This is a genomic window from Hymenobacter gummosus, from assembly GCF_003970915.1.
Lineage (GTDB): Bacteria > Bacteroidota > Bacteroidia > Cytophagales > Hymenobacteraceae > Solirubrum > Solirubrum gummosum.
In genome coordinates, this window is the sequence record NZ_RXOF01000009.1 from 123,343 (window position 1) to 141,587 (window position 18,245).

Here is an 18,245-nt window from a genome sequence, read left to right on the forward strand (position 1 = left end):
TCATAAACAGTCATATAAAGAAAAACGCCCCGACTGACTCAGCCGGGGCGTTTTGGTGCTAGTCGAAGCCACGCTTACGCGCCCGGCTTGGCGGCCATGCTCTTTTCGCGGATGGCCTTGAACTCCGAGCCGGGCTTCCACTGCGGGAACGTCGTTTCCTGGCCCAGGCGCTGGCCGATCTGGAACAGCAGGCGGGCGTCCTGCTCCATGCCGCCCAGGTCCATGTCGGCGCGGTACTCGTCGCTGGGCTGGTGGTAGTGCTGCTGCTCGTACTTCTCGTTTTGCTCGCGGGCGTAGTCCTTGCCCTTCTTCAGGCTCTCGAAGCGGCCGGAGGCGTACAGGGCCGGCACGCCCACGTGGGCCAGGCTGAAGTGGTCGGAGCGGAAGAAGTGGCCCTGCTCGGGCGTCTGGTCGGGCACGATGTAGCGGCCCTGGGCCTTGGCGGCCGCGGTGGCGTAGTCGTCCAGCTCCGACTGCCCGTAGCCCACCACGGTCAGGTCCTTCATCGGCCCGAAGTCGGCCAGGGCGTCCATGTTCAGGTCGGCCACGGTCTTGCTGAGCGGGAAAACCGGGTGGGCGGCGTAGTAGGCCGAGCCCAGCAGGCCCTGCTCCTCGCCCGTCACGGCCAGGAACACGATGCTGCGCTGGGGCTTCTGCTTGGCCTGCACGAAGGCCCGGGCAATGCTCAGCATGGCCGCGCAGCCCGAGGCGTTGTCCACGGCGCCGTTGTAGATGGAGTCGCCCTGCACGGGGGCGCCCACGCCGAGGTGGTCCCAGTGGGCGGTGTAGAGCACGTACTCCCGGGGGCGGGTGGTGCCCGGCAGCACGGCCAGCACGTTCTTGGAAGCCCGCCGTTCGATGGTGGTGGTGAGGCTGGTGCTCAGGTTCATCTTCAGCGGCCGGGGCTTGAAGCCGGGCTTGTTGGCGGCCGTCTGCAGGGCGGCAAAGTCCTGGCCGGCAGCCCGGAACAGGCGCTGAGCCGCGTCCATCGTAATCCAGCCTTCCAGCCCGCACTTGCTGGCGCCCTTATCATCAGTCTGCGGAAACAGCTGCTCCCCGGCCCAGCTGCTCTCTACCACCGACCACGGGTACGAGGCCGGCTTGGTGTCGTGCACGATGAGCACGGCGGCGGCGCCCTGCCGGGCGGCCTCCTCGTATTTGTAGGTCCAGCGGCCGTAGTAGGTCATGGCCTTGCCCTTGAACAACGTGGTGTCGCCCACCACGAAGCCCGGGTCGTTGATGAGCACCACCACGGTCTTGCCCTTCACGTCGAGCCCCTGGTAGTCGTTCCAGTTGTACTCGGGCGCCACCACCCCGTAGCCGGCAAACACCAGCGGGGAGTTATTGATATCGATGCGCGGCTGCTCCCGCTCGGTCACGGCCACAAAATCGGTTTTGTAGTTGAGCGTCAGCGGCTGCCGGCCCCCGCTGACGAGCATGGTCCGGGCCGGCGTGGTGCTGATTTCGACCAGGGGCACGTTCTGGAAGTAGGAGCCGTCGGGGCCGGGCTGCAGGCCGAGCTTGCGAAACTCCTCGGCCAGGTACTCCGTGGTCTTCGTCTCGCCCTCGGTGAACGGCTTGCGCCCCAGAAACTCGTCGGAGGCCAGCCGCTGGATGTGCCGGCCAATGTCGGCCGCGCTGATGCCGTCGGCGGGGGCGGCGGTACTGTCGGCCGCGGCGGCGGTGGTGGCGGAGTTGCCGGTCGAGGACGAGTTACCCTGACAGGCGGCCAGGCCGAGGCCCAGCAGCGCGGCCGCGGCGGGCAGGAGAAGTAAACGCATAGGCGGAGGCATAGGAAGGTTGTGCGCCGCAAAATGGGTTTTTTGCAGCGTTTGTGGCGCCCGGTGCCGCGTCGCACTCCGCTCCTGATGCATCTGGGGCGGCCGTTCTTGCTGGGCAGGGAGGTCAGCTCACCGCGCCTGTTTACCGCCGACAAGCGCCAACCAACATCCGCCGGTGGGCCCCACAGAAAATAATAGTTCTAACAGCCAGTGCATTATAGCGCGCAGCCAACGAACGGAAACTTTTTCCGCACTTCATGGCACGGAGTTGGAAATCTGCCGACTACCCCCACGCCTGTTCTGCGCTATGAAAACGTTACGCCTTGCCCTGCTTGCCGCTTCCCTGCTGGTTAGCCTCGCCTCCTGCGACTCCAAATCCAAATCGGAAGACCCGCAGCCCGAAGCCCCGGCCGTGGCCCGCAACCAGATGGACCGCATGTTTTACTACCCGGTCAGCCTCACGTCCGCCGGCATATCCTACGCCCCGGCCGATGTGAAAGCCACGGGCCGCCTGACCACCGACCAATTGCTGCTGTCGTTTGGGCCCGAGGCCGGCCAGGACGCGGTGGATTTCGTGCTCCCCGTGGCGCGGCTGACGGCGGGCCTCACCGGCACCTACGCGCTACAGTCGCTGCCCACGCCCGCCACCGGGGTTGTGCAGGTGGCTTACACGTTTACGACGAGCCGCACCGGCTCCGGTACCAGCGGCCGGCTGTTTCTTAGCAACGCCAACTACATGGATGGGCAGGTGGTCATCACAGCTTACGACCAGCGGCGGCGCCTGCTCAGCGGCAACTACACTGTGCGCATGAACGACATCAGCGACCCGTACAGCACCGCCATGAGCAGCCCGCCCGCCGCCCGCTGCAACCTGACGCTCAACGGCTCCTTCGAAAACCTGCCCCTGCAGTAAGCCAGCGGCCTTCCGCCCCTGTGCACCGCCCCGCGCCGGCTCGTCCGGCGCGGGGCGGTGGTGTTTGGGGGGCCGGCGAAAAGCGCCCACCGTACGCAGCCTTAGCCGCTTAGGTTGCGTCCTTCGCGCGAAATGCCGGCTGGGTTTACGTCAGCCTGCTTACCTTGCTTCCCACTCTCCTCAATCTCACTGTCCCCTTATGACCCGCAATCAACTGTTGCTGCTCGGCCTGGGCGCCTTCCTGACGGCCGCAGCGCCGCAGACGGCTTCGGCCCAGACCAAGGCCGCCGCCAAACCCGCCGCCAAAACTTCCACGGCCACCAAAGCCACCGCCGGCGGCACCGTGCTCAAAGAAAAAGTGACCCGCAAGCCGGGCGAAGTGGTGATTCCCTACGAGAAGTACGTGCTGCCCAACGGCCTCACGCTCATCGTCTCGGAAGACCACTCCGACCCGATTGCCCACGTCGACGTGACCTACCACGTGGGCTCGGCCCGCGAAACCATCGGTAAGTCGGGCTTCGCCCACTTCTTCGAGCACATGATGTTCCAGGGCTCCGACAACGTCGGCGACGAGCAGCACTTCAAGATTGTCAGCTCGGCCGGCGGTACCCTAAACGGCACCACCAACCGCGACCGGACCAACTACTTCGAGACGCTGCCCTCGAACCAGCTGGAAACCGCCCTGTGGCTGGAAGCCGACCGTATGGGCTTCCTGCTCGACGCGGTGACGGAAAAGAAATTCGAAGTGCAGCGCAGCACCGTGAAAAACGAGCGCGGCCAGAACTACGACAACCGCCCCTACGGCCTGGCCTACGAAACCGTCGGCCGCACGCTCTATCCCTACGGGCACCCCTACTCCTGGACGACCATCGGCTACCTGGAGGACCTGAACCGCTCGGACGTCAATGACCTGAAGAACTTCTTCCTGCGCTGGTACGGCCCGAACAACGCCACCGTAACCGTGGGCGGCGACGTGAAAACGGCCGACGTGGTGAAGCTGGTGGAGAAATACTTCGGCTCCATTCCGCGCGGCCCCGAGGTGCAGAACCAGAAGCCCATGGTGCCCACGCTGACCGCGGACCGCTACGTGAGCTACCAGGACAACGTGCGCTTCCCCATGCTGCAGATGGTCTTCCCGACCGTGCCCGGCAACCACCCCGACGAGCCGGCCATCGACGCGCTGGCGGCTATTCTGGGCGGCTCCAAGACCTCGCCGCTGTACCAGAACCTGGTGAAGGCCCAGAAGGCCGTGCAGGCGCAGTCGTACCACCCCACCTCCGAGCTGAGCGGGGAATTCACGATGGTGGCCCTGGGCATGCCCGGCAAGCCGCTGAGCGAGCTGGAAAGCGTGATGCGCGCCTCCATCGAGGAGCTGGCCAAGCGCGGCATTTCCGACGAGGACGTGGCCCGCTACAAAGCCTCGACCGAAGCCGACCTCATCAACCGCCTCAGCAGCGTGAGCGGCAAGGTGACTACGCTGGCCTCGTACCAGTACCAGACCGGCAACCCCAACCGCCTGCCCACCGACCTCAAGCGCATTCAGAGCTTGACCAAGGCCGACGTGGACCGCGTGTTCAAGCAGTACGTGCTCGGCAAGAAGGCTGTCATCCTGAGCGTGGTGCCCAAGGCCAACCCCGAGCTGGTAGCCAAAGCTGACAACTACACCGTCGACAAATCGGCCTTCAAGGCGCCCAAAGACGAGTACGCCGGCCTGAAGTACGTGAAGGCCAAGGACAACTTCGACCGCACGAAGCAGCCCAAGGCCGGCCAGGCCCCGATGGTGGCCGTGCCCGCCGTGTGGAAGGCGGACATGCCCAACCAGCTGAAGGTCATCGGCACGCAGAACACCGAAATGCCGACCACCACGCTGCTGCTCACCATCCGCGGCGGCCACCGCCTGGAGGGCGCCATGCCGGGCAAGGCCGGCATTGCCTCGCTGACGGCCAGCATGATGGAGGAAAGCACCGAGAAATACACCGCCGAGCAGTTTGACGCCGAGCTGGAGAAGCTGGGCAGCAACATCAGCATCTCGCCCGGCGACGACAACACCACGGTGTACGTGCAGACGCTGACCAAGAACCTGGACAAGACCCTGGCCCTGCTCGACCAGCGCCTGCTGCACCCCAAGTTCGAGCAGGAAGACTTCGACCGCCTCAAGAAGCAGACCCTGGAGGGCATTGCCAACCAGAACACCCAGCCGGTAGTCATTGCCAACAAAACCTACTCGCGCCTGCTCTACGGCCAGAACGACATCATGGCCACGCCTTCGTCGGGCACGGCCGCCTCGGTGGGCAGCCTCACGCTCGACGACGTGAAGCAGTTCTACCAGACCTACTACGCGCCCAACATCAGCCACCTGGTGGTGGTCAGCGACGCCCCGCAGGCCACGATTACGCCCAAGCTGAGCTTCCTCAACAGCTGGGCCTCGAAGCCGGTGACGCTGCCCAAGGCTACGGCCTCGGCCAAGACCGACAAGACCAAGCTGTACTTCGTCAACAAGGACAACGCCCCGCAGTCGGAAATCCGCATCGGCTACGTGGGCCTGCCCTACGACGCGACGGGTGAGTACTACCGCGCGTACTTGATGAACTACATCCTGGGCGGCGCCTTCAACTCGCGCATCAACCTGAACCTGCGCGAGGACAAGGGCTACACCTACGGCGCCCGCTCGGGCTTCCAGGGCGGCCACTACGCCGGCCCCTACACGGCCCAGGCCGGCGTGCGCGCCGATGCCTCGGCCGCCTCGGTGAAGGAGTTCATGAAGGAAATCGAGACCTTCCGCAAGGACGGCATCACCGATGAGGAGCTGGCCTTCCTGAAAGCCAGCATCGGCCAGAGCGACGCGCTGAAGTACGAAACCGGCCAGCAGAAAGCCTCCTTCCTGGCCCGCCTGGTAGAATATGACCTGCCCACCGACTACGTGAAGCAGCAGACCGAAATTCTGAACAACCTCACCAAGGAGGACGTGAAGAACCTGGCCGGCAAGTACCTGCCCGAGCAGATGTACATCGTGACCGTGGGCGACAAGAAGTACCTGCCGGAGCTGAAGCAGCTGGGCTACGAGGTAGTTGAGCTGGACGCCGACGGCAACCCCGTGGCCCCGGTTGTAGCCGCCGAGCCCGCCCCGGCTGCCGCCCCCGTAACGCCCGCCACCAGCGACAAAAAGACCAAGGTGAAGGTGAAGGAGGACGGTAAGAAGGACAAGAAGAAGTCGAAGTCGGACGAGGCCAAGTAAGCCCCGCCCGCCTTTCGGCCCGAGTGAAACCGGGGCGCTGCCGCAGTGGCAGCGCCCCGGTTTTTTTGTTGTCTGGCGGGGATGGTTGCAGCAGGCAGCGCGCCCGGCAACTGCCACGGCCCAGCTAACCCCGCGCCGGTGCGGTTCGACACCGCGGCTTCCCGGCCTGTAACCGCGAAGTCGCGGCTGCGAACCGCGAGCTTGCGGTCTGAAACCGGGAGCTTGCGGCACAAAACCGCGAAGTCGCGGTTACGGACCGCGAAGCTGCGGTCTGGAACCGCGAGCTTGCGGCTTGGAACCGCAGCCTCGCGGTGTAGAGCCGCGACCGTGCGGTGCGGAACCGCAACCGACCGGTCCGGCACCACCCGGAGGCGGTACCGAACCGGTCGGCGGCGAACGGTGGCGGGAGCGGGGCGGGCCTAGCCGGGCTGGCTGCCGGGCTTGGCGGGCTTGGCCGCGCCCTGGCGGTACTGATAGCGCTTGCGCATCTGCTGGTAAGGGGCCTGCACGGCGGCGGTTTCGCCCTTGTCCTTGCCCAGGTCCTCGTAGATGTCGTCGGCCGTCACCATCACGTCGGCGCCCACGAGGCGGAAGGTGTCTTCGAGCTTCTGGTAGAGCGGGGCCAGCACCGCCCGGATTTCGCGCAGGTCCTCCATCAGCTGCACGTCGCGCTCGTACTCGGCCAGCACGAAGGAGCGGCGGGTAAAGGAGAGGTCGGCGCGCACCGCGTCGAGGCCGGCCAGGGCGTAAGGCACCCCGTCGACGCCGATGTTGCGCAGGCTGCGGCTGTCTTCGGAAGACAGCGTAACGAGGAAATCGAGCGTTGCGGCCGCGTCCTTGAGGTGCTGAATAACCTGTTGCTTGTCGGGGGCCGTCAGCGCGGCCGAAATACGGTTGCCGTTTTTCATGGCAGGTGGAAATAGGAAAAGTGGTGGGAAGAAAGGCCCCCAGGCCGGCGCGGCGCGGGGGAAATACGAGGTTAGTGCGTCACCTGAATCTGGCGCTGCTCGGTGCGGTTGCCCCGGCGCAATTGCAGGTGGTAGAGGCCGGCGGGCAGCGCGCGGGTATCCAGGCGCAGGCGGCCCTGCGGGGCCTGCTGCTGGCGGCGGGGCTGGCCCTGTCCGTCGTAGAGGGTGGCCTGGAAGGCTGCGCGCTGGCTTTCCTCGATGGTCAGCTCCTCCTGGGCCGGGTTGGGGTACACGGCGTAGGCGGGGCGCTGGTTGGCGCAGCCGGGCGCGTAGGTAACCAGCACGGCGGTGGTCAGCCGCACCGGGGTGGGGCTGCCGGGGCAGGTTCCTGTGGCTTCGATAACGACCGGCATCTGGGTCTGCGTCGGGTCGTTGTCGGGCAGCGTATACTGCACCTGGGCCAGCCCGTTGTAATGGGGCAAAAAGCCCGCGTTGTTGATGTTCCAGCGGTAGTCGCCCTGCACGTTCAGCCCGTTGGCCGACAGGGTCACGGTGGAGCCGGCGCAGTCGCCGTTCACCGTTAGGTTCAGCTCGCTCGGACCCACCGTGACGGGCAGTGTGAGCGGGGCGCTTGCCTGATAACCCGTGCGCGTGGCGCGCACTTCAATTTGGCCCGTACCCGGCGTCGTCAGCCCGTATATGACCACGGAAGGCCCCACGCCCGTGCGCGTCTGGTCAGCGGGGTTGCCGGCCGAGAAGCTCAGCGGCCCGGTAAGCGTCCAGGTGTAGATGGTGCCCGGCTGCCCGGTGCGGGTGGGGTTCACGCACTGGTCGAGGGTGTACGTAGCCGATTGCCCGGGGCAGAGTGAGGTGGGCGCGGTGCTGAAGACCGGCGTTTCGGTGATGCCTGCCAGCTCCCGAAACAGGAAAGCCTGCATATCCGAGTCATTGACCGTGACGTGCTCCGTGTTGGAGGTGGCGGAAGCGTAGTAGGCATCGAAGGGGGTTTCGTCGTTGCACACCAAGTTGTAACCGCGCAGGTTAGCATACGGGTTCGGCAACGTGCCCGTAGATTGGTAGCTGCTCATGGAGCGGTACTGGTAACCCAGCGCGCTGACGGTAGGAATGAAGGTGTGCCGGGGGTGCAGGTTGAAAAACTGCATGTCGTAGCCTGCTTTGTCGTCGGCCTCCTCCCCGATGTCCCGAACCTGTTTCATGGCATCGTACCAGCCGCCGGGGGCCAGGTCGTAACTGCCGTTGGCCTGGGAGCGGGCCACCTCACGCCGGTGGAAGGGCGTGAAGTTGTGGAAGGCCACCACCAGATCAATGTAGCCCTCAAACACCGTACAGTTGTTGTTCAGGTGCGGGGTGAAGTTCATGCGGGCGTTGGAGAGCTTCAACAGCGAATTGCGCGGCACCAGAAACAGCAGGCGGGGATTGCGCAGCCAGATGTCCATGCGCAGGGCCTCGCCACAGGGCGTCCCGTGGGTGGCCAGCTGGCCGTTCTGGGCGCCGTTGGCAATGGCCACGCGGCGCAGGTTCTGGGGGTAGCCAAGCGAGCCGGGCAGGCCGTTGTCGCGCAGGGCGTACATAAACGGGTTGCGGAACGCGGGCGAGCCGGCGGCCGACTGCACCGTTTTGAGGTGGTGGTCGACGAGCATCTGCTGGGCGGCGGGCGAGTTGATTTTGACGTTCAGGTTGCGGTTGGCCGAAGCCGACATCATCCGGTAGAACGACAGAAAATACTGCGCCGCCAGCGGCACGTTGGCGCCCTGGTGCGGGGCATCAAACGAGAGCCACACGCTGGTGCGGTGGTCGTAGTCGGGGTTCAGGTAGGTGGGTTGGCCGTTGATGCTGCCGTTGGGGTCGTTGTAGTATTTCTCCATGAAGGCCAGCGCGTAGCGCGACACCAGCCCGCCCATGCTCGGCCCGATGATGGCGAACTTGTAGGGCTGCCCGGTGGCCGGGTCCACGGCCAGGCGGGGCTTAAGGGTGTTGAGCAGCTGCACCAGCACCATCGCGTTGCGCTCGATGTAGTCGGCCCCGCCGTCTATGTCCTCCGAGGTGCGCCCGCCTCCCTCTACGTCGCGCCGGGATTTGGGAAAGTTCAGGATTATCAGGTCCCGCTGCAATCTATCAAGAGTGGCCAGTACGCCGTTCCGCTGTAACTGATCGTACAGGCTTTCTTCATCTCCAGGTCTTGGAAAATACAGTTTGCGCTTATCCCCAAAATCTATCCCGTCGATAAAAATCACCGGATTCCGCAGCTGATAGTTCTGGGGATTGGCGCCGTACTCCGCCTGCGAAGCGGGGTGGTGCAGCACGGTCAGGTACTCCCCTTCGCCATAGATTCGGCCCACGTTGTAATAGCTGCCGTTGTTGGCGTAGCTTTCAAAGGGAATAGCCGCGCGGACGGTGCCTATCTGGTCGGTGAGCGGGAGCGACACCGCGGCGGGCTCACCCGGGCCGGGGCCGACGACGGGGCCGCCGGGCGCGGCGGCGCGGGCGGCCCCACCAGAGGCGCGCACCACCAGCCGCGCCTGGGCCTGGGCCTGCCCGCCCCCCGCGAAGTACACGGTGAAGCGCAGCAGCTTGCGGCCCGGCGCGGCGTAGCTGACGGCCACGCGCTGCCCCGGCTGGCAAGCCACTGCTCCCTGCCCGTTGTCGAAATCTACCAGCAGGCCGCTGACCCGCCGCCCGCGGGTGCTCAGCAGCAGCTCGGGCGCCACGTAGAAGTGGGCGGCAGCAGCCACGGTATCGGCCAGGGCGGCGGCCAGCGTGAGCTGCCGGGTGTAGAAGGGCGCGCGCGGGCGGCCCGCCACATCGTAGAACAAGCCGTTTTGCAGCGCCAGCAGCTGGTCGGGCATGGCCAGCGTGTCGAGCAGCTGAAAGCGGGCATCGAGCACGGCCAGCGGCACCGAGTCGCGGCGGGCCAGGTAGTCGAGGCGGTCATCGAAGCGCTCGGGGGCGGGCCGGGGCGGCACGGTGTACGAGGCCGCGTACAGCTCCAGGTAGGCCTGGCGAAAGTGCTGGGCCGAGGAGGTGTCGACGGCCGGCTCGAACGCGTGCAGCAGGGCCAGAGGCAGCACGCGGTCGTAAAGCAGGCTGCTGCTGACGCCGGACTTGCTCACGTGCTGCAAGAGCGAGTCGACCAGGCGGGTGTAAGGGTTGGTGGCCGGCATGGGGATGCTGATCGGCGGACCGCCCCCGCCGGGCGCGGCAGCCGTGGTCACGAGTGGGCGCTGGGCCAGCGCGGCCGAGGCGGCCACCAGCCAGCAAAAGAGCCACAGATAAGCGTGTTTCATATGCGGTAAGGAAAAAAGTGAAACAATGAACCTGGCCGCCACCGGGGGCGGCCTGAAAAAGCAATAGACTAAGCCCGCGGCCGGGGGCTAGAAGCGCGCGTCGAAGCGCCCCTGGGTGAGCTGGTGGGTCTGGCCCGTGTTGGGCTCACGCACGCTCATCTCGAAGGTGCCGCTGACCACGCGCGCCACCGTGTCGAAGCGCGTGACGACCAGCTCGCCCACCGCGTCCGGGCCCGTGAAGTAGTATCGGTCAGGTACCGGAGCATGCTCGAAATAGCTACCGCCAGCGGGATTACGGTCGCCGAGGGCGAGGCTAAAGCGTTGGTCGAGGCGGAAGGTGCCGGGCCGGCGAATGTCGGGCACAAAGAAGCCGGCTGAGGTGTCATCGGTAGCGCGCGAGAAGCCCACGCGCAGGGTACGCCCGGCCACGGTACGGCGCCATTCGGCGGCCACGGTGGGGCCGGCCGAAAGGTCGTCGCCCTTGGGCAGCCAGGCCCGGCCGTCGAGCAGGAAGCCGGCCGTGTTCTTGCCCTCCTGCGTGGCCCGGGGCAGCTTTTCTACTTCCGTCTTAGGTTCTTTCTTGCAGCCGGCAGCCAGCAGCAACAGGGTAAGCGGGAACAGGTAGAGCGGTTTCATAGCGGTACGAGTGGAGGGGTGGGAAACACGAATGCCCGCGGCCGGGGGCTAGAAGCGCGCGTCGAAGCGCCCCTGGGTGAGCTGGCGGGTCTGGCCCGTGTTGGGCTCGCGCACGCGCATCTCGAACGTGCCGCTGACCACGCGCGCCACCGTGTCGAAGCGCGTGACGACCAGCTCGCCCACCGCGTCCGGGCCCGTGAAGTAGTAGCCGTTGGGGAAGGCGGCATATTGACTGAACAGGCCATGAGCAGGGCGGTACCCGAGGGAGATATTCGGTGTGCGGTTAAGGAGGAAAGCACCAGCTATAAAAATTTCTGGAAGGAACAGATTAACCGTTACCCTCTCCGACGAAGAACCATTCCTGACCATATACACGGTCAGCGAACGGCCTTCTCTGCGTGCTCCGACTGGTCCACTGGCAGTCAAGTCACTGGCGCTAGGCAGCCAGGCCCGGCCGTCGAGCAGGAAGCCGGCCGTGTTCTTGCCCTCCTGCGTGGCCCGGGGCAGCTTTTCTACTTCCGTCTTAGGTTCTTTCTTGCAGCCGGCGGCCAGCAGCAACAGGGGGAGCGGGAACAGGCACAGCGGTTTCATGGCGGTAACAGTGAGGGGTGAGCAACGACAAGGCCCGCGGCCGGGGGCTAGAAGCGCGCGTCGAAGCGGCCGTGGGTGAGCTGGTGGGTCTGGCCCGTGTTGGGCTCGCGCACGCGCATCTCGAAGGTGCCGCTGACCACGCCGGCCACCGTGTCGAAGCGCGTGACGACCAACTCGCCCGGCGCGTCCGGGCCCGTGAAGTAGTAGCCGTTGGGGAAGGCTTTTTGCTCGTTGTAGCCACCATTGGCGGGGTTCCGGTCGCCGAGGGCGAGGCTGAAGCGTTGGTCGAGGCGGAAGGTGCCGGGCCGGCGGATGTCGGGCACGAAGAAGCCGGCATCAGTGTCGTCGCTTCTTCTGACAAAGCCCACGCGCAGGGTACGCCCGGCCACGGTACGGCGCCATTCGGCGGCCACGGTGGGGCCGGCCGAAAGGTCGTCGCCCTTGGGCAGCCAGGCCCGGCCGTCGAGCAGGAAGCCGGCCGTGTTCTTGCCCTCCTGCGTGGCCTTGGGCAGCTTTTCTACTTCCGTCTTAGGTTCTTTCTTGCAGCCGGCGGCCAGCAGCAACAGGGTAAGCGGGAACAGGTAGAGCGGTTTCATAGCGGTACGAGTGGAGGGGTGGGAAACACGAATGCCAGCGGCCGGCGCCCTCCGGGTGGGAGGGCCATGCGGGCAAGCTGGCAATAGGGGTGTGGTAAGGAAGAAGCGGGAAGCGGTACGTTAAATATAGAACTTTGCCGCACCGGTGCAAGCCCGCGGTGGAATAGTTACAATGCCGGGCTCAGGGCAGGCGCATGTCGAAGCGCCCGTCGGTGGCCTGCACGTCGGGGCAGCCGGCGCGGCGCAGCGTAAACGAAAAGCGGCCCGACACGACGCGCTGCACCCGATCCAGGCGCGTGATGTCCACCACCCCCGCTTGCACGCTCGTGAGGGTGTCGTATAGAGGGCAGGTGCGGTTGTCATCCGCAAACTCCACGTAACAAGGCTGGCCGCTAGCAATAGGATATCGGCCTGGGCCGCTGACGCCGCGCAGGCGGAAGTAAGTGCCTTGTTGAACAGGAGGACGGTCGTTTATCGCCATTATCATCAACCTTTCCTGCCCGAAAGACCCCGTGTAGTCGGCCGTGAGCGTGGGGCTGAAGTAGGCGGGGCTGGCCGTCCACACCTGCCCGTTGAGCCGGCAGCCGAAGGTGTTGGCGCCGGTCTGCGTCTCGGCCGGCAGCGTCTCGGCCACCGGGGGCCGGGGCTCGGGGTCGTCTTTACACTTGGAACACTGCGTCAGCAGCAGCAGGGCGGCGTAGAGTAACAGGCGGTTCATAACGAATGGATGTTGGGGCTGAAAAACACAAATGCCAGCGGCCGGCGCACTCCGGCACGGAGTACAACGCGGGCAAGCTGGCAATAGGGGTGTGGTAAGGAAGAAGCGGGGAGCGGTGCGTCAAGATATAGGCATTCGGCGGAAATGCAAATGCCTAACGGTTATTTCACACGCCGCCAGGCGTTTCAGTGCCCCTGCGCCGCCAGGTCGCCGCAGCGCAGCCAGTTTTCCCAGCGGCGGCGCTTGGGCGCGATGTTGCCGCGCAGGTACTTCTCCATAATCAGCGCGGCGCAGGGCGCGGCCGACAAGCCCCCGAAACCGGCGTTTTCGATGTACACCGCCACCACGATTTTGGGCTGGTAGGCCGGGGCGAAGCCGGCGAAGGTGGCGTGGTCGTCGCCCTCGTCGTTTTCCACGGTGCCGGTTTTGCCCGCCACGGTGATGCCCACGTCGGAGAGGCTGGCCAGCTCGGCGGTGCCGCCGCGGCGCATGGCGGCCACCATGCCCGGCACCAGCGCCTCGAAATGCACGCTGTCGACCAGGGTGTGGTGCCGCTCGGTGAAGCGCGCCAGCGGCCCGCCCTGCCCGATGCCGCGCACGAAGTGGGGCGTGCGGTACCAGCCGCGGTTGGCCACGATGGCCAGCGTGTTGGCCAGCTGCAGGCCCGTCAGGTTGATTTCGCCCTGCCCGATGCTGAGCGAGGCCACCGTGGGGTAGGTCCAGCGGCAGGCCCCGTACACCTTGTTGTAGTAGCCGGGTGCGGGCAGAAAGCCCGGCCGCTCCCGCCCCGCGTCCACGCCCAGCTCGGCGGCCAGCCCGAAGGAGCGCAGATGCCGCCGCCAGTTGGCCAGATGGGCGCTGCGCACCGCGCAGGTATCGGCGGCGGTGGCAGCCGAATCGGGCCGGGGCTCGGTGAGGGCCCGCAGCACCTGGTAGAAGTAGGGGTTGCAGCTGTATTTCAGCGCCATGGTGAGGTTGCGGGCCTGCGGGTGGCGGTGCACGCAGCGCATCAGCGACTGGTCGCAGCGAAACGAGGTATCGGCGTGGATGGCGCCCAGCTGCAGGGCCACGGCGGCGTTGACGAGCTTAAACACCGAGCCGGGCGGATTGGCCTGCAGGGCGGGGCGGTTGAGCAGGGGCTTGTCGGGGTGCTGCAGCAGCTCCCGCCGGGCCGCGGCAGCCGCAGTGCCGGGGGCCGTCAGCAGGGCCGGCGCGTAGGTCGGGGCCGAGACGTAGCAGAGGATTTCGCCGGTAGCCGGCTCCAGCGCCACGATGTAGCCGCGCCGCTCCCCCAGCAGCCGCTCGGCGTAGGCCTGCAGCTGCACGTCGAGGCTCAGGTGCAGGTCCTGGCCGGGGCGGTAGGTGGTATCGGTGGCCCAGGAGCCGCGGCGCCGGCCCAGGGAGTCGAGCAGGGGGTGGTAGTAGCCGCGCCGGCCGCTGAGCAGGGCGTTGTAGTAGCTTTCCACGCCACCGTTGCGCAGGCGGTAGAAGCGGCCCCGCTCCAGGCGCTGGGCCTGCTGCAGGAAGGGCCCGGCGGCGGCCGTGGGGTAACCCAGCACCTGCGAGGCCACGCTGGTGGTGTAGGTGCGCGCCCGGTACTGGCGCACCACCAGCCGCGGCCAGTCGCACTGGTGCAGGGTCAGGGTGTCGGCTTCGGGGGCGGTGAGGGGCAGCACCACGGCCTGGCCGGGCTGCCGGGCGGCGCGCACCCGGGCCTGCAGCGCGCCCTTGGGCCAGCCCAGCAGGCGGTTGAGGGCGGCCGAGTCGAGCGGGGTGCGGCGGGGCAGCGTCAGGGTGAAGTGCCGCCAGGTGCCCACCAGCAGCTTGCCGTTGCGGTCCAGGATGTGGCCGCGCTGGGGCGCAGGCGTTACCTCGCGCTTGGGCGTAAATTGCTCGGGCAGCACCAGCGCGGCCACCGGGTTATCGGCGGGGCCGGAACAGGCGGCTAGCCCACCGGCCAGCAGCCCGCCCAGGCCCGTGAGGTAGCGGTGGAGTCTCTGCCTGAGGAACAGCATGCAGTTTCGGGGTGGTGGGACGTAGCCCCCGGTAGCGCGGTAAGCGGTGAACAAATTTACTCTGGTCGGCCAGCGGTACCCAGGCCAGGTACTACGGGCAAAATCCAAGTTACGGTAATGTTTGGAATGGTCGGGTATCCGGGCTTTCACGGCTCGTCTATCCGCTGGCCTTCTAGGGGCGGGGGCGCCGGACTTCGTTTATCGTGCCAATAACCAGCTTTTCAGCTGGTTCGGGTAGGCGGTACTCGATGTGGCTGATGTTGTTAGCCGATTCGGCCTTGTCGGTATAATCCAAGAGCTGCAAGTCATTCAGCGCAACGCTCAGCTGTGCCTGGCTGCTCTCCACGGTCAGCACATCGGCAGGCGCGCGGCTGATGCCGGTGGCCTGGGGCTGCAGGTAGCAATGCAAGGCGGCCGGCCCGCCGGAGCGCAACGGCAACTCAAAAGTCTGGCTGCGGCCCAGCTGCTGGTTGTACACCGTCAGCCGCTGCTGGTACTCGCGCAGCAGCGGGTGGGCGCGCCGTTGGCTAAGCGTAATTCGGTAAGGCCCTTGGGTGAGCTGCCCGCGTTGCTGCCAGGGCTGAAACAGCGGAAAAATGGCGCTGGGCTTAAGGAGCAGCAGGGCCGCGGACAGTAGCGCCGCCAGGAGTACTGCCGCCAGCCCGCGGTGTCGCCTCAGCCCCACACCTTGGTGCCTTCGGTGCAGTTGCGGCACATTTCCACCTGGTCGCGGCCCTTGAGCAGGGCGCGGCGGAAACCCTGGTACTTGGCCCCGTGCCAGAGCTGCCGGAACGAATGCGTCTGCAGGTCGCCGAGGCGGTATTCGGCGTCCTTGTCGAAGCAGCAGGGCACCACCAGCCCGTCCCAGGTGATGACGCACGAGTGCCACATCTTCCAGCAGTGGTTGAGCAGGCGGTTCTTGATGCTCCACGAGCCGTCTTGATTGTTCTCGTAGCGCGAGTAGTAGTCGATGGTGGGGATGAGCGGGCTGCCCTGCTGGTAGTCGTAAATCTGCGCGGTCTTAAACCACACGTCGTCGACGCCCAGCTCCCGGGCCAGCTCCTTGGCCTCGTCGATCTGGTGCTCATTCGGCCGCACCACCAGGAACTGGAAGATAATGCGCGGGGTCTGCGAGTTCAGCTCCTTCTTGTACTTCACCACCCGCTTCACGCCGTCGAGCACCTTGTCGAGCCGGCCGCCCACGCGGTACTGCTGGTACACCTCCTGGGTGGTGCCGTCGAGCGAGACGATGAGCCGGTCCAGCCCGCTTTCCACGGTCTTTTTGGCGTTGGCCTCGGTGAGGTAGTGGCCGTTGGTGCTGGTGGCGGTATATATCTTTTTACGGGATGCGTACTGCACCATCTCCAGAAACTGGGGGTGCAGGTACGGCTCGCCCTGGAAGTAAAACGTGAGGTACCACAGCCGCGGGGCCAGCTCGTCGATGGTGCGCCGGAACACATCATCATGTAGCATACCGGTGGGCCGGGTAAAGGAGCGCAGCCCGCTCGGGCACTCCGGGCAGCGCAGGTTGCAGGAGGTCGTCGGCTCCAGCGACACGGCCAGCGGCAGCCCCCAGGCGCGGCTTTTCTTGGTGAGCCGGCTCAGCACGTAGGAGCCCGTCACCTGGGCCGCGTTCAGGGCGCGCAGGGGCGTGAGCTTGGACAGGAAGTTCAGCCCGTCCCGGACCGCGGAGGCTTTCAGCTGTGGCATTGGAGGGGCAGGTCGGGCGGGAAGAGGTGGATTCAGCCAGCTTAACCCCGGCAGCGGGCCGCAGGTTATTCGGCTAGGTAAAAATAGCACCCCGCCGCCGAAGCCCACCCGCGTGGTGTCCCGGCTCTGAAGTCGTGGCTCCACAACGTTGACGCCGCGCCATCTAAGCGGCATGAGTTACTTGTAGCTTAAAAGTAGTGGTGCCACGACTGTTGGAGTCGTGGCACCACTGCAGACGATAATCGTCTACAACCGAAGGCAAGCGGAGCTAAAATCCGTGAACCGAAGGAAGGCGAAGCCAAATCCGTCAAATCCGCACGAATCCGTGATTTAGTTTTTCCCCGGCGTCGACTGCACGCTGGTGTAGGTAGCGGCCTTGCCGAACGACTCCTTGATTTCGTCGACGGCGGCGCGGCTGCTCAGGCGCTTGGGTTTGGTATTCAGGAAGGTGCCGTCTTCGGCAATGAGGAAGTAGGCGGGCACTTCCTGCAGCATGTAGGCCCGGGCCAGGGGGCCGCGCTGCCCACCCGGGGCGCGCAGGTGGGTGCCGCTGAGTTTCTTGCTCACCACCAGCTGCTTCCAGGCCGGCTCGTTGTCGTCCAGCGCGATGTTGACGAAGGCAATGTTCTGGTTGTTGAACTTCTTGGCCAGCTCCTGGGCGTAGGGCAAGTCGCGCAGGGACAGGCCGCTGGTGGTGCGCCAGAAGTTCAGGTACACCAGCTTGCCGCGGAACGATTGCAGCGAAACCGTGTCGCCCTGGGCCGACACCAGCTTGAAATCGGGGGCCGGCGAGCCGATGGCGAAGTCCTTGTGGGCGTCGAAATCGGCCTTCAGGATGGGGTAGTACTTGTTTTTCTGGTCGACGCTGGCGCGGAAGTCTTCCAGCATGGCCGCCGACTGCTTCACGTGTCCGAAGCGGAACGACTCCTGCAGCACCCGGCCCATGACGATGGCCTTGGCCGGGCCGCTGAGCTTTTCTTTGGCCAGGTTGTAGCACACCTGGTAGAACTCCGGGTCGCCCTTCTTATGGCCGGCCGCGGTGGCGGCGTAGTGCACGTAGTTGAGCAGGAATTCCTGGTAGTTCTCGTTCTGCAGGGCCGTTTCGTTGTTGATCAGCGCCGCGTCGTTGAGGAAGGAGTAGTAAGTTTCCGACATCTTCAGCCGGCCCTCGGTGGCTACCACCTGCTCGCGCAAATCCTGGAAGGTGAGCCGGTCGTTGGCGTAGCTGTAGGCCAGCTCGGCTTTCATGTAGTTGCGGAAAGCCGGCGACACGGCCTGGTCTTCCAGCACGTCCTTCATAAACTTCTGCTCCTCCTTCTGCCGGTACTCCAGAAAGTGCAGGAAGCCGGGCTCGTAGAGCATGATGTTCTCGGGCAGCACCTGAAAGCCGTCGTTTTCCACGAAATGCTCGTCGAAATCGGCCAGGTAGGTATTGGCTTCGGCGCCCTTGCCCTTGAACTTCACCGACGTGGCCAAGTCCTCGCCCTTGAAGCGCACCTCCATGTTGGTGCCGGGCTCCAGCCACAGGCCGGCCACGTCGTCGGCGTACACCAGGTCGGCCTTGGTGGGGCCGTCCACTTTCAAGGCCAGCCGAAACTCCCCCTTGTCGTTGACCACCGCGTAGGTGAGCTGCTCTTTGGGGTCGAGCGGGTGCTCCCGCACCGATACGGCCACGGAATCGGCCGTTTTGCCGCTGATTTTGCCGGTAAGCACCACGGTGCTTTGGGCGCGGGCGGCCAGCGGCGCACACAGCGCGGCGGCCAACAGGCTCAGAACCGAAAAGCGGGAGGCGAAAGACATCAGGCGGCTAGGTATCTGGGTGAGGCAAAGCAAACAA

Annotated in this window: 13 protein-coding genes; 2 read left to right on the top strand and 11 right to left on the bottom strand. The window is 65.7% G+C overall.

Annotation, left to right across the window (positions count from 1 at the left end):
• Positions 1-74: 74 nt before the first annotated feature.
• The gene (locus EJV47_RS16100; RefSeq protein WP_126694197.1) at positions 75-1,781 is read right to left on the bottom strand and encodes a M28 family metallopeptidase; all 1,707 of its coding nucleotides are present in this window, start codon (positions 1,779-1,781) and stop codon (positions 75-77) included.
• Positions 1,782-2,088: 307 nt separating this feature from the next.
• Here EJV47_RS16100 and EJV47_RS16105 point away from each other — a divergent pair, with 307 nt between their 5' ends.
• Positions 2,089-2,694 (top strand): hypothetical protein, encoded by a 606-nt coding sequence (locus EJV47_RS16105; protein ID WP_126694198.1) that lies wholly within the window; start codon positions 2,089-2,091, stop codon positions 2,692-2,694.
• A gap of 199 nt (positions 2,695-2,893) precedes the next feature.
• Positions 2,894-5,929 (top strand): M16 family metallopeptidase, encoded by a 3,036-nt coding sequence (locus EJV47_RS16110; protein WP_126694199.1) that lies wholly within the window; start codon positions 2,894-2,896, stop codon positions 5,927-5,929.
• 419 nt (positions 5,930-6,348) lie between these two features.
• Here EJV47_RS16110 and EJV47_RS16115 read toward each other — a convergent pair whose 3' ends face one another.
• From EJV47_RS16115 to EJV47_RS16160, 10 genes are all read right to left on the bottom strand, one after another.
• A complete protein-coding gene (locus EJV47_RS16115; RefSeq protein ID WP_126694200.1) occupies positions 6,349-6,837 on the bottom strand; it encodes a hypothetical protein in 489 nt (162 codons plus the stop codon).
• 71 nt (positions 6,838-6,908) lie between these two features.
• Complete coding sequence (locus EJV47_RS16120) at positions 6,909-10,142, bottom strand: T9SS type A sorting domain-containing protein (protein ID WP_126694201.1); 3,234 nt, start codon at positions 10,140-10,142, stop codon at positions 6,909-6,911.
• An 87-nt stretch (positions 10,143-10,229) separates the two neighbouring features.
• A complete protein-coding gene (locus tag EJV47_RS16125; protein ID WP_126694202.1) occupies positions 10,230-10,778 on the bottom strand; it encodes a Riean_0653 family protein in 549 nt (182 codons plus the stop codon).
• A gap of 48 nt (positions 10,779-10,826) precedes the next feature.
• Positions 10,827-11,369, bottom strand: a complete 543-nt coding sequence (locus tag EJV47_RS16130; protein ID WP_126694203.1) for a Riean_0653 family protein — start codon at positions 11,367-11,369, stop codon at positions 10,827-10,829.
• Positions 11,370-11,416: 47 nt separating this feature from the next.
• Positions 11,417-11,965, bottom strand: a complete 549-nt coding sequence (locus EJV47_RS16135) for a Riean_0653 family protein (protein ID WP_126694204.1) — start codon at positions 11,963-11,965, stop codon at positions 11,417-11,419.
• Between the two features lie 181 nt (positions 11,966-12,146).
• Entirely contained in the window at positions 12,147-12,683 is a 537-nt protein-coding gene (locus EJV47_RS16140; RefSeq protein ID WP_126694205.1) for a Riean_0653 family protein, read from the bottom strand.
• A gap of 185 nt (positions 12,684-12,868) precedes the next feature.
• Complete coding sequence (locus EJV47_RS16145; RefSeq protein WP_126694206.1) at positions 12,869-14,698, bottom strand: peptidoglycan D,D-transpeptidase FtsI family protein; 1,830 nt, start codon at positions 14,696-14,698, stop codon at positions 12,869-12,871.
• A 172-nt stretch (positions 14,699-14,870) separates the two neighbouring features.
• On the bottom strand, positions 14,871-15,383 hold the full coding sequence (locus tag EJV47_RS16150; protein WP_126694207.1) for a hypothetical protein: 513 nt from the start codon (positions 15,381-15,383) through the stop codon (positions 14,871-14,873).
• A complete protein-coding gene (locus EJV47_RS16155) occupies positions 15,374-16,408 on the bottom strand; it encodes an SPASM domain-containing protein (protein WP_126694208.1) in 1,035 nt (344 codons plus the stop codon). The genes EJV47_RS16150 and EJV47_RS16155 overlap by 10 nt, the downstream gene beginning before the upstream one ends.
• Before the next feature lie 330 nt (positions 16,409-16,738).
• Entirely contained in the window at positions 16,739-18,208 is a 1,470-nt protein-coding gene (locus EJV47_RS16160; RefSeq protein ID WP_126694209.1) for a TlpA family protein disulfide reductase, read from the bottom strand.
• Positions 18,209-18,245 lie beyond the last annotated feature (37 nt).